This is a genomic window from Bowmanella pacifica (assembly GCF_014645355.1).
In the GTDB taxonomy this organism is placed as follows: Bacteria; Pseudomonadota; Gammaproteobacteria; order Enterobacterales; family Alteromonadaceae; genus Bowmanella; species Bowmanella pacifica.
This window is the reverse complement of the sequence record NZ_BMLS01000001.1, coordinates 917,178-929,609: the sequence shown is the minus strand read 5'-3', so window position 1 is coordinate 929,609 and position 12,432 is coordinate 917,178. Positions and strand designations below refer to the sequence as shown.

General features: G+C 51.3%; 10 protein-coding genes. 3 read left to right on the top strand and 7 right to left on the bottom strand.

The features are described from left to right. The first annotated feature begins 92 nt into the window (after positions 1-92). Positions 93-1,319 carry a threonine/serine exporter family protein gene (locus IEX02_RS03620; protein WP_188690385.1) on the top strand — a complete coding sequence of 409 codons (1,227 nt, stop codon included), beginning with the start codon at positions 93-95 and terminating at the stop codon, positions 1,317-1,319. A 51-nt stretch (positions 1,320-1,370) separates the two neighbouring features. On the opposite strand, the gene IEX02_RS03615 is transcribed toward IEX02_RS03620, so the two are convergent. The 6 genes from IEX02_RS03615 to pepA all read right to left on the bottom strand — a co-directional run bounded on the left by IEX02_RS03615 (position 1,371) and on the right by pepA (position 9,487). Next, positions 1,371-1,718 (bottom strand): RidA family protein, encoded by a 348-nt coding sequence (locus IEX02_RS03615; protein ID WP_188690383.1) that lies wholly within the window; start codon positions 1,716-1,718, stop codon positions 1,371-1,373. Continuing rightward, positions 1,715-2,044 carry a hypothetical protein gene (locus tag IEX02_RS03610; RefSeq protein ID WP_188690381.1) on the bottom strand — a complete coding sequence of 110 codons (330 nt, stop codon included), beginning with the start codon at positions 2,042-2,044 and terminating at the stop codon, positions 1,715-1,717. The genes IEX02_RS03615 and IEX02_RS03610 overlap by 4 nt, the downstream gene beginning before the upstream one ends. Before the next feature lie 111 nt (positions 2,045-2,155). Next, on the bottom strand, positions 2,156-4,564 hold the full coding sequence (locus tag IEX02_RS03605; RefSeq protein ID WP_188690380.1) for an alpha/beta hydrolase family protein: 2,409 nt from the start codon (positions 4,562-4,564) through the stop codon (positions 2,156-2,158). A 181-nt stretch (positions 4,565-4,745) separates the two neighbouring features. After that, positions 4,746-7,520, bottom strand: coding sequence for a valine--tRNA ligase (locus IEX02_RS03600; protein ID WP_188690377.1), 2,775 nt, complete (start codon positions 7,518-7,520; stop codon positions 4,746-4,748). A gap of 1 nt (position 7,521) precedes the next feature. Next, positions 7,522-7,974: a DNA polymerase III subunit chi gene (locus tag IEX02_RS03595; RefSeq protein ID WP_188690368.1), complete on the bottom strand. Its 453-nt coding sequence runs from the start codon at positions 7,972-7,974 to the stop codon at positions 7,522-7,524. Positions 7,975-7,978: 4 nt separating this feature from the next. Then, a complete protein-coding gene (gene pepA / locus IEX02_RS03590) occupies positions 7,979-9,487 on the bottom strand; it encodes a leucyl aminopeptidase (protein ID WP_188690366.1) in 1,509 nt (502 codons plus the stop codon). A 242-nt stretch (positions 9,488-9,729) separates the two neighbouring features. Between pepA and lptF the strand changes: the two genes are divergently transcribed. Further along, on the top strand, positions 9,730-10,842 hold the full coding sequence (gene lptF / locus IEX02_RS03585) for an LPS export ABC transporter permease LptF (RefSeq protein WP_188690364.1): 1,113 nt from the start codon (positions 9,730-9,732) through the stop codon (positions 10,840-10,842). Further along, positions 10,839-11,900 (top strand): LPS export ABC transporter permease LptG, encoded by a 1,062-nt coding sequence (lptG, locus tag IEX02_RS03580; RefSeq protein ID WP_188690362.1) that lies wholly within the window; start codon positions 10,839-10,841, stop codon positions 11,898-11,900. The genes lptF and lptG overlap by 4 nt, the downstream gene beginning before the upstream one ends. A 36-nt stretch (positions 11,901-11,936) precedes the next feature. On the opposite strand, the gene IEX02_RS03575 is transcribed toward lptG, so the two are convergent. Then, positions 11,937-12,386: a c-type cytochrome gene (locus IEX02_RS03575; RefSeq protein WP_188690360.1), complete on the bottom strand. Its 450-nt coding sequence runs from the start codon at positions 12,384-12,386 to the stop codon at positions 11,937-11,939. Positions 12,387-12,432 lie beyond the last annotated feature (46 nt).

Here is a 12,432-nt window from a genome sequence, read left to right as displayed (position 1 = left end):
CCGCGCCCGATTTGGTCGCCTTCTCTTTGGATATCAGCCGTCTAAGCTGATCCCTAAATTGCAGGGCAGTGAGTTATTGAGGAACAGGTAAGGTGCACAAGGCCGATTTTATTCAGATAAGACGCTTTATCGTTAAGCTTGGCAAGATGTTGCACAAGTACGGTACACCTGCTTTTCGTCAAGAGGCTCACCTGACTGAGGTCGCGACTTATCTGGGGGTGCATGCATCATTTATCGCCACCCCTACGTCACTGACTTTTGTGATCTGGAGCGATAAGCACGAGGATGAGTATACTCATGCTGCCAGAGTGCAACCGGGTGAACTGGATTTGGGCTCGCTGTCACGCACCGATGAGCTAGTCACGCAGCTGCTTGAAGGCAAGTTGACGCTGACCGAAGCCGATCAGCGGCTGGATGAGATTGATGCCTTACCCAACCCTTATAATCTGCTGGCTACCGGCGGAGCATTTTGCCTCTCCAGTGGTGCATTTGCTATGTTGCTTGGCTCTGGTTGGCATGATGTTCTGTGGTCCAGCCTGGTTGGCCTGGTGGTGTACGGCTGGGTGTTATGGGCTGGCCAATCACGCCGGGTCACCCATATGCTGGAACCTATGGTGGCGATGACTGCAGGCTTACTGGCCTGTGCCATCAGTAGCTATCTGGATGCCAGTATTAATATCCGCCTGGTGGTGCTGTCCTCGATAATTGTGTTTATACCTGGTCTGGCGCTGGCGCTTGGGCTTGCGGAGTTGTCTTCCCGGCATCTGGTTTCTGGCACCGCCAGGGTAATGGATGCCATTATGCTGTTATTTAAACTGTATTTTGGTGCTTTTCTGGGGATTGCTTTTGGCTTCAGTTTGTTTGGTCAGGCCGAGTTTGTGCCTGCCCCGCAACTACCGCGCTGGATGGCCTGGCTTGCTATTTTACTGCTTTGCACTGCCTTGATTGTGATTTTTCGCATTCGCCTTAAGCATGCTCCCTGGGCTTTGCTGTCAGGTTTTATTGCTTATGGCGCCAGTATTTTTAGTGCACCTTACCTTGAGCATGGTTTGGCCACCTTTGTTGGCGCCTTTGCCGTGGGGGTGTATTCCAATCTCTTTACCCGACTGGCGAATGCGCCAGCCAGTATTGTCGTTATGCAGGGGCTGATCGTACTGGTACCTGGCTCAAAAACCTATATAGGTTTGAACTCCTTTGTATCCGGACAAGACTTTGTCTCTGCTGAGCACATAGGACAAGAAACCTTTCTAATCTTTATGTCTTTGGTGGCGGGATTGATCTTTGCCAACGTGGTGATGCCAACCAAAAAGGCCCTGTAAAAATGCCGCAGTAAGCAGTGGATAGGTGCGTTAACTATCCACTGCCGAGAGTCATGCTACGGCAGCGGTAAAAACAATCTCAACCAGCATATCCGGATTAACCAGTTCAGCAATAATACAGGCACGAACCGGTGCCTGACCTTCGAGTAGCCAGGCATCCCAGATTTTGTTGAAACCATCAAACAAACTTCGGTCTTTTAAATAGATAGTGGCGCTGATAAGCGCCGCCTTATTGCTGCCTGCATCGGCCAGTGTGCCTTCTGCCAGGCTTAGCAGGTTCTGGGTTTGTGCTTCGATATCCGCCTGCAGGTTTTCCGGTACTTCGGCCCAATAAGCGGTTTGATTGTGAATACAAATATCTGACATTCGTTTGCCGGGATTAATTCGTTGAACAGTCATTTACTGGGCTCCATTCTGATTCTGTGCACACCAAAGCGGCCAAAGAAAAAATACAAATAGGTAATGGACAATATAACTAACGCAATGGCGGCCAGTTCCTGCATGGGACTGACGGCTAGCATGGTAAAGTCAATAAAGGCCGGTGTGGCACTGTAAAACAAAAACCAGATAGCGTTAGTGAAGCCATTGCGTCCCATCCGAAAATAGCGCAGTGGGATAAGCAACAACATCATGGCGCTGAAGAGGAAAGGTATTTCCAGTTCAAAGTACACCAAAAACAAACAGACAAACGCCAGGTTGGCGCAGAATATGTGACTGATCTTCACAGATACCTCAAAATTCTATAAATATCAGCGTGGTACATTGTATCCCAGGCCTGAGTTTGCACTCAAAAAAATCCAACGCATGGGAAAGGAGGGCTGTTGCCCTCCTTAATACTACTTAGCTGCTTTGACGTGGGTTTCAAGCCACTGATATTGCTCCCACAGCATATGTAGCAATGACTCGCGGGCCCGGTAACCATGTTGTTCATGGGGCAGCATAACCAGTCGCGCTTGTCCGCCCAAGCCTTTCATTGCCGCGAACATGCGTTCAGATTGCATAGGGTAGGTGCCGGAATTAGGGTCATCTTCACCATGCAACATTAACATGGGTTCGTTGATTTTTTCTGCATGGAAGAATGGCGACATAGTGGCGTAGACATCCTGTGCTTCCCAGAAGCTTCGCTCTTCACCTTGGAAGCCAAAAGGCGTCAAGCTTCGATTATAAGCACCGCTTCTGGCAATACCGGCCTTAAACAAGTCGCTATGCGCTAGCAGGTTTGCCACCATAAAGGCACCGTATGAGTGCCCACCTATGGCAATGCGCTCTGGGTCGGCAATACCTTTGTCTACCAGGGTTTTTACCGCGGCCTCGGCGCTTTGTACCAGCTGGGTACGGAAGTTATCGTTGGGCTGGGCATCGCCGTCACCGACTATGGCCATGGTCGGGTCGTCAAATACCGCAAAGCCCTGTGCCAGGTGTGGCATGGGGCCCCAGTAACTGACCCGCACAAACTCATAGGGGGAGTCTTTTACTTGGCTGGCTACCTCTTTATCTTTGAATTCCCTGGGGTAAGCCCATAGCAAAACAGGCAAAGGCCCCTGTGACTTGTCGTAACCCGGTGGCAAATACAAGGTACCGTTTAATGCGACACCATCGGCGCGTTGGTATTGGATGCGTTCTTTGCTGATGCCAACAAAACCGGGGCTGGGATGTGGAAAATCACTAAACTGAGTTAACTTATCGGCGCTGAGATCCCGAACAAAGAAGTTGGGTTGTTCGGTTTGAGATTCACGCAAGGTCAGTAATTTTGTGACCTTATCGTCCAGTACCAGCATCACTTGCTCGTAGTAGGGAGCTTCTGATTGCCAGAGGCGCTCTTTACTGTTGTTGCTGAAGTCATAGCGTTCCAGGAAGGGGATATTGCCCTTGGGGGAGGCGCCCCGACCGGTTAAATAGACCTGACTGCCATTGTCTATTTTGATCACTGACTCGCCATACTGGTTGCGCTGGCGAACAAAGTTACCGGGATCTTTGTATCTGTCGTTATAGGAGCGCTCCTGGAACAAGACCCAGTCGGCTTGTGGATTGGCAGGCTGGAATTTCCAACTGCGCAAGGTGCGATCGGCAAAACGCCATTCGCTAACCACGGCTAGTCCCTGATTACCCCATTGAATACCGCTATAGCGACGTTCCAGGCGCAGCATTTCGCTTGGTGCTGCCTTAAAGGGGGCGGCCAGACTAAAAAGCGCGTCATGGTGGGGAACATCGACACTCATATTGCCGCCATCCTGGGCTTCTGCCCATACCAGAGTGGCAGCAACATCGGCACGCCAGTGCACATCACGGGGGCCTTCACGAACAGAGTCAAAACCTTTGGGGATGGTTTCACCGGATGGCAGCTTGGCCAGTGACTTGACTATCTCTCCGCTGGTATTCCAGACCTCAATCAGCTTAGGGAAACGGCTGTAGGGCACCATGTAAGAGAAGGGTTTTTGTAACTGCGATACCAAGAGGTACTGGCCATCTGGCGAGGGGGAAAACTCACTGATCATGCCCGGTTTACCCAGCAGGGTTACCTTGCCAGCCAGATCAATCCTGGCCAGCTGAGAGCGAGTTAAGAACTCAAATAAGGCTTCGTCATAGGGAGACTTTAGCAAGTCAGAATAGGTACGCACCGCGGCTTTCTTGCCATCGGTGGTCTGGATTACTGGCTTGGTGGCTGACAAGCTTTGTTTTGGCCGCTGGTCGGCACTGGCAACCGTCAGTCTGGTATATACGCCAGACGAGTCATCCAACCACAAGTACTTTTCTCCGCGCAGTGAGGCACTGATAAAGCGCTCGCTGGCCTTGTGCAGACGTTGGCTGGCTAAGTGATAAATCCACAGGTTCAGACCTTGTTCGCCTTCCAGCACAAAAGCCAGTTTTTGCGAGTCCGGTGCAAAACTGACATCCATGATCTTACCCTGAGGTAAGTTATTGAGGGTTAAAGCTACACTGCCATCCAGGCTTTTAAGCTGGATGCCCTGGTAGCCCAAGGCCCGGCTTGGTGCAAAGATAGTTGGGTTGATTTTCAAACCGGCCAGTTTTTCTTCCGGCTGGGCTAATTCAGCCAGGGTTTGTGTGCTTGGTCTTTTCAGGAAGGCTATCCATTTTCTGTCATCGGAAATGGCTACGCCAGGAGAACGCGGTGCATCCACCAGGTCAGCGATAATGGATGGTGGGCTGCGGTAGCCCTCATCTTGTTCGGCAAAGGCCTGCAGGCTATAAGGGATAGCCAGCAGAATACAAAGTAATAGTCTCACTGTTGATCCTTTTTATAATTGGTATTTCTCCGCTTCGATAGTAGCGCAATTCTATTCTTTCAGGACGAGGAATTTCGATGGGTGGAAACTACGATGGGATAGAAATCGGCACGACTATGCGATGCTCTTTTTTGTCTTAAGACAAAAAACCCTGCACAAGGCAGGGTTTTGTTTAGGCTGTTTACAGGCTTTCGATGGTTTGCTTTTGTTCCAGCAGTTTATCTACCTGGGTCTGGAACTCGGCCAATTTGGCCTGCTCTTTTTCAATCACCGCTGGTGGTGCCTTACTGACAAAGCTCTCATTGCTTAGTTTGCCTTGGGTACGGGCCATATCAGCCTGAAGTTTTTCAAGCGCTTTACCTATACGCGCAAGCTCAGCATCTTTGTCAATCAGGCCGGCCATGGGGATCATCACTTCCATGTCACCCACTATCGCGGTGGCGGAAGCTGGGCCTTTTTCACCCTCGGGTAATACGGTGATGTCTTCCAGGCGCGCCATTTTGCTCAGCAGCAGCTCGGTATCGGCCAGACGGCGTTTGTCTTCGCTACCTGCGTTACGTAACAACACCGACAGTGGCTTACTGGGGCTGATATCCATTTCACCACGGATATTACGTACACCAACAATCACTTGTTTTACCCATTCGATGTCGCTCAGTACTTGCTCATCAATCAGGCTGTTGTCCTGTACTGGGAAGGCTTGCAGCATAATGCTGTCACTGTCCTGATAATCAGCCTTGCAAAGTGGTGCTACGCGCTGCCAAATTTCTTCAGTAATAAAAGGCATGATGGGGTGCATCAAACGCAGTAGGCTTTCCAGCACGTTTACCAGCGTATGGCGGGTGCCACGTTTTTGCGCTTCGCTACTGGTGTCGGCATTCAGTACAGGCTTGGACAGCTCCAGATACCAGTCGCAGAACTGGTTCCAGGTAAACTCATAAATAGCCTGTGAGGCCAGGTCAAAGCGGTAATCTTTAAGTGCTGCTTCGAAAGCCGTCAGGGTTTGCTGGAAGCGCGCCCATATCCACTTATCGGCCAGGCTCAGTTCCAGCTCGCCACCCTTAACACCGGTATCCTGCTCTTCGGTATTCATCAGCACAAAACGTGAGGCGTTCCAAAGCTTGTTGCAGAAGTTACGATAGCCTTCTACCCGGCCCATATCGAAGTTGATATCACGGCTGGTGGACGCCATGGCGGTGAAGGTGAAACGCAGTGCATCGGTACCGTAAGCGGCAATACCGTCCGGGAATTGGGCACGGGTGCGTTTGGCAATCTTCTCGGCCAGTTGTGGCTGCATCATGCCGGCTGTGCGTTTGGCCACCAGAGATTCCAGATCGATACCGTCAATCAGGTCGATAGGATCCAGCACGTTACCCTTGGACTTGGACATTTTATTGCCCTGCTCGTCGCGGATAAGGCCGGTAATATAGATTTCCTTAAACGGAATGCGACCGGTGAATTTCTTGGTCATCATGATCATTCTGGCTACCCAGAAGAAGATGATGTCAAAACCGGTAACCAACACGGAAGAGGGCACAAAGGTATCCAGCTCCGGGGTCTTTTCTGGCCAACCCATAGTAGCGAAAGGCCACAGGGCAGAGGAGAACCAGGTATCCAGTACGTCTTCGTCCTGGCGCAGTACCACATCGTCAGCCAGGCCATGCTTGGCGCGCACTTCGGCTTCACTGCGACCTACGTAGACATTCTCCTTGTCGTCATACCAGGCTGGAATACGGTGTCCCCACCACAATTGACGGGAGATACACCAATCCTGAATGTTGTACATCCACTGGTAGTAGGTTTTGTTCCAGTTCTCCGGGATAAAGCGAATTTCACCCGACTCCACCGCATCAATGGCAGGTTTTGCCAGTGATTCTACCGCTACATACCATTGGTCGGTCAGATAGGGTTCGATAACCGCGCCGGTGCGATCGCCGCGAGGTACTTTAAGCTTATGATCTTCAATCTTGACCAGCAGACCTAACGCATCTAAATCCTGTACCACTTTTTCACGGGCCGCGAAGCGGTCCAGTCCCTGATAGGCTTCTGGTGCATTGTTATTGACCTTGGCGTCGCTGGTGAAGATGTTAATCATCTCCAGGTTATGGCGCTTGCCAATCTCATAGTCATTGAAGTCGTGGGCTGGGGTAATCTTTACGCAGCCGGTGCCAAATTCCGGGTCGACATAGTCATCAGCGATGATTTTGATCAAGCGGCCAGATAGTGGCAGACGAATGTCCTTGCCAATAAAGGCCTGGTAACGTTCGTCATCAGGATGCACAGCCACGGCGGTATCGCCCAGCATGGTCTCAGGACGCGTGGTGGCAACCACCAACTCGCCGCTGCCATCGGCCAGTGCGTAGCGCATATGCCACATATGGCCGGCTTCTTCTTCGCTGACCACTTCTAAGTCGGATACCGCGGTATGCAGCACAGGGTCCCAGTTAACCAGGCGTTTACCGCGATAAATCAGGCCTTCTTCGTGCAGTTGTACAAAGACTTCCTGTACGGCATGGGACAAGTCGTCATCCATGGTGAATGCTTCACGAGTCCAATCACAAGAAGCACCTATGCGACGCATTTGCGAGGTGATAGTGCCGCCGGAGTGTTCTTTCCATTCCCAGATTTTCTCGATAAAGGCGTCGCGGCCTAAATCGTGACGGCTTTTACCCTGGGCAGCCAGCTGGCGTTCAACCACCATCTGGGTGGCGATTCCGGCGTGATCGGTACCGGTTTGCCATAAGGTGTTGTCACCTTTCATACGATGGTAACGAGTCAGGGCATCCATAATGGTTTGCTGGAAGCCATGACCCATATGCAGGCTGCCGGTCACATTTGGCGGTGGCAACAAAATACAGTAAGGCTCACCTTGGCCGCTGGCTTTAAAATAGTTGCGCTGTTCCCATTGTTGGTAACGGCTTTGTTCGATGTTCTGTGGATTAAAAGTCTTATCCATCTCAGCTCTCATTTAGACTTGATGCGGCCCGGGTATCCAACTGGTGGCCCTGACCTCGGTATTGTTTGTATCGTTCTCTGGCCTGCGGTTTTTGTTGTTCTGATGCGGGCACAAAGTCATAAATCTGCCGGGCGCGCGGATGCTGCGGTGGCAGCAGCTCGGCAAGGTTGATCAGCACGGGACGAGGGTTGGGTTGTTGTCCAACCCAGCTGATTTCCACCGGCGTGCCTTTAGGCGGTCCTTCTCCGCTTAAGTTATGCGGTATAAAGGCATTGCTTGGGCGCTGCCATAGCAATTCATCCAGCGCTTCGGCCATAGATTGATCCTGGCACCACAATAAGCAGGATTGCTTGTTGCGAAAAGCCTGGGCCGCTAATTGACAAGCCAGCGCAAGGGGCGCTGGCTGATTGTCGAGTTTATCCTGCTCCAGCAGGTAGAAGATTACTTCTGCCAAAGCATCAGTCTTCCATTTCCACGCCGGCGCGGTTCATCAGGAACTGAGTCAGCATGGGTACAGGACGCCCTGTGGCGCCTTTGGTTTTGCCACCACCTACCCAGGCTGTGCCGGCAATATCCATGTGCGCCCAATTATACTTCTTGGTAAAACGGGACAGGAAGCAAGCGGCTGTAATAGTTCCGGCCGGGCGTCCACCTAAGTTAGACATGTCGGCAAAGGGGCTTTCAATTTGTTCTTGGTATTCATCCCACAGCGGTAGGCGCCAGGCCCTGTCACTGCTTTGCTCTGAGGCATTGATCAGCTCATGCGCAAGTGGGTTGTGGCTACTCATAATGCCTGAGGCGTGTTTGCCCAGTGCGATGACGCAAGCTCCGGTCAGGGTTGCCACATCCACCACAGTGTCCGGGTTAAAGCGTTCCACATAGGTTAGCGCATCACACAACACTAAACGACCTTCGGCATCGGTATTCAGCACTTCAACGGTCTGGCCCGACATGGTGGTAAGAATATCACCAGGACGATAGGCATTGGCATCGGGCATATTTTCACAACCGGCCAGCACGCCGATAACGTTGATGGGTAAGTCTAACTGGGCCAGCGAGGCCATCGCACCCAATACGGAGGCTGCGCCACCCATATCGTACTTCATTTCATCCATGGCTTCGCCTGGCTTAATAGAGATACCGCCAGAGTCGAAGGTCAGTCCTTTTCCTACCAGCACGATAGGGGCTTGGCCACTAATGCCACCCTGGTAGTGCATGACTGTCATCATAGACTCATTGTGTGAGCCACGACCAACGGCCAGGTAGGTATGCATGCCAAGCTCAGTCATCTGTGCTTCGCCAATACCTTCCACCGTTAGCTTAGTATTCTGCTCGGCAAGCAACTTGGCCTGCTCCAGCAGATAAACAGGGTTACAAATATTCGGCGGCATATTGGCCACGTCTTTACAGATTTTTACCCCGGTAGCGACAGCCAGGCCATGATTGATGGCACGCTCACCTACCGGCAGTTCGCGGCGGGTTGGTACGTTAAAGACAATTTTACGCAGTGGACGGCGCGGCTCTTCTTTTTTGGTCTTCAGCTGAGTAAAGCTGTACAGCGAATCCTGCGTGGTTTCCACTGCCTGCCGTACCTTCCAGTAGGTATCGCGGCCTTTTACGTGTAACTCGGTGAGGAAACACACGGCTTCCATAGAGCCGGTTTCATTCAGGGTGCTGATGGTGCGGGCAATAATTTGCTTATATTGGCGCTCATCCAGCTCACGTTCTTTACCGCAGCCAACCAACAACACTCTTTCACTAAGAATGTTTGGTACATGGTGCAGTAGCAACATTTGCCCGGCTTTGCCTTCCAGATCGCCCCGGCGCAGCAGATTACTGATATAACCGCCACTGATTTCATCCAGTTGTTCGGCAACCGAGCTTAGTCTGCGGGGTTCAAATACACCCACCACAATACAGGCGCTGCGCTGTTTTTCCGGACTGCCACTTTTTACACTAAATTCCATCCTTCACCCCATTAACTCTGGTGTTCAACCATCTGGTGCGTTAGCCTTTTCGTCGATGTCTGTGCCAGCATGAAAATAAGGATGCTGCCGGGCAACTTGATATGACAGGGAATTTTTTAGTTATCCCGTTGCCAAAACCGCTAAAAAAGGCCGGAATCGCAAATTAAACTTGTGAAAACATTAAGTTTACTTAAAAATTTACAGCATTCCACTAAAAATCCCGCTTTTCTATTGGACCGGACGTGTTGATTTTTCGCTACTTACTCAAAGAAACATTCAAGTCCCAGGTCGCGGTTTTTCTGGTGTTGATGGCTATTTTCGTAATCCAGAAATTTGTCCGTGTGCTGGCTGAAGCCACCGATGGTGATATTCCTGCTGGACTGGTATTGGGCTTTTTGGCTCTGAATATGCCGGTGCTGGCGTCATTAATTCTACCCCTTAGCTTATTCCTTGGCATTATGCTGGCGCATGGTCGTTTCTATGTAGATAACGAAATGGCTGTGATGCGTGCCTGTGGCATCAGCGAATGGTATGTCACCCGAGTGATGTTGGTATTAGCTGTCTTGGTGGCCGCAGTATCGGGCGCGCTGACGTTGTGGCTGGCCCCGCTGTCAATGGAAGTGGAGTATCAGCTCGAGGAAAAAATCAGTGCTGAATCGGGGCTAACCAGTTTGATCCCAGGACGATTCCAGCAAACCGCCAATCAGAAGGCGGTGATTTTTGTGCACGATATTGGCTCGGGTGATAACCAGCTTGAGCGCATCTTTCTTGCTCAGCAGGATGCCACCAAGGGGGAAAATGCCTTCAGGGTGATTTATGCCAATAACGGTTCTGTGCAGCAGGCGCCTGATGGTTCCGAGAAGTTAGTTTTACGTGGCGGCGTTCAGTATGAAGGCGAGCGGGAAAAGTTGGATTATCACGTGGTGAAATTTGATGAATACCAGGTACAAATTGCCGAGCGCACGCCAGAACACAAGGCTCGCAAGCTGGCAGCTTACCCCACCAGTCAGTTATGGGGTGACAAGGAATTAGACGCCATTGCTGAAATGCAGTGGCGCCTGGCGATTCCGTTGTCATTACCTTTTTTGGTGTTAATTGCAGTGCCCTTAAGTGCAGTGAATCCACGGCAGGGGCGCTTTGGCCGAATCTTTCCGGCCTTGCTGTTGTATCTGGGCTATTACCTGTTGTTGATGGCCGGCCGCAAGGTGCTGGAAAATGGCAAGGTGCCTCCTGGGCTGGGACTATGGTGGGTGCATGCCGTGATTTTATTTATCGGCGCACTACTGATTGTCCGTGGTCGTTCTTTCGGGGTGAAATTACGCGCCAGGTTTAAAGGTCAGGGGAGGCCAGCATGATTAAAACCCTGGATCTTTATCTGGCCCGAACACTTATCAGTACCATCTTTATTACCTTGCTGGTGTTAGTGGGGCTTTCCAGCCTGATAAAATTTGTTGAGCAGCTTAAATATCTGGATCGCGGCAATTACGACATGATGGTAGCCGGTATCTATGTGCTGTTGAGCGTGCCGCGCGAGATTGAACAGTTCTTTCCCATGGCAACCCTGATTGGGGGTCTGATAGGCATGGGGATGTTGGCCAGCAACAGTGAGTTAGTGGTGATGCAGGCGGCGGGCATGAGCCGCTGGAACATTATTGCCTCGGCGATGAAATCAGCCCTGTTAATGGTGGTGTTTGTGATGGCGCTTGGCGAGTGGGTGGCACCGGCTACCGAGGCGCATGCCAAGGCTATTCGAACACAAGCGATTTCCGGTGGCAGCCTGTTTTCGTCCGAGCGCCTGGAATGGGCCAAGGACGGACGAAACTTTGTCAGTATTGGTGAGGTGGTGAATAAAGACCAGCTCCTGGATGTGAGCATTTACGAATTTGATGAACAGTTGCACTTGTCCCGTATTGTTCACGCGGCACAGGCCAACTTTGTTGGCCAAAGCTGGCGCTTGAACAAGGTCACTACCACGGACTTTTCTGACAGCAGAGTGACCAAACGGCAGGACAAGCAAGGCAAATGGGAGTCTAGCCTGACGCCGGATAAGCTGGAAGTGGTCAAGATTAAGCCCGAAGCGTTGTCAGTAAGCGGTTTGATTGATTATGTGACGTATTTGGAAAATAACAGCCAGGATGCCAGCCGTTATGAATTGGCTCTGTGGCGTAAAATCATCCAGCCGGTAACTGTTGGTGTGATGTTGCTGGTGGCCCTGTCCTTTATCTTCGGGCCGCTGCGTAGCGTGACCATGGGCGCGCGGGTGATTATGGGGGTATTAACCGGTTTTGGCTTCTTTATTGCCAACGAGGTCTTCGGCCCCCTTAGCCTGGTATATCAACTGCCGGCCGCCGTCGGGGCGCTACTGCCCAGCCTGCTGTTTGCCTTTCTTGCCGCGCATTTACTGCGGCGCTAAATCGTTAAGGCATGTGTAGGCATGCCTTAGCCGTTCTCAGGGAAGATAGATAGGGTAGTCCGTGCGTTTGAAGGGCACCAACTGATACTGGGGTTGTAAAAATGCAACCAAGTCCACCAATTCACTCACCGTCATGGCGTCGTTGTAATTCCGCATTTTGGAATGGCCCTGATCATCAGATACCTCTGAAGGTATGTAGTTCTGCGCAATTTTATGCGAAGGGTTGATCACTGAGGTAACCAACTCGGCATAGGTCTTAATCTGACTGACATTGCCGCCCAATAATACCCTGTTGGCCAGTTCAGGTTCTATGTTATCGGTGTTGTAGCCTTTGAGGCTGTGGCAAGCCAGGCATTGGTACTTCATAAATACCTGTTCACCTTTGCTAGGGTTCCCCTCGGGCAGGCTAAAACCTCGAGGTGAGTCGGCGCCCTTGTCGCAGCCAGCCAGTGTCAGGACGACAGCAAATGGTATCAGTGCTTTCATTTTGAGCTCCCTTGTGTTTATCAGCAAGGTTAGCATAAGCGACTGA

Coding starts and splice junctions, on each gene's coding strand:
- IEX02_RS03615 (WP_188690383.1), bottom strand. CDS start 1,718: ATGACTGTTCAACGAATTAATCCCGGCAAACGAATGTCAGATATTTGT.
- lptG (WP_188690362.1), top strand. CDS start 10,839: ATGATTAAAACCCTGGATCTTTATCTGGCCCGAACACTTATCAGTACC.
- IEX02_RS03600 (WP_188690377.1), bottom strand. CDS start 7,520: ATGGATAAGACTTTTAATCCACAGAACATCGAACAAAGCCGTTACCAA.
- IEX02_RS03575 (WP_188690360.1), bottom strand. CDS start 12,386: ATGAAAGCACTGATACCATTTGCTGTCGTCCTGACACTGGCTGGCTGC.
- pepA (WP_188690366.1), bottom strand. CDS start 9,487: ATGGAATTTAGTGTAAAAAGTGGCAGTCCGGAAAAACAGCGCAGCGCC.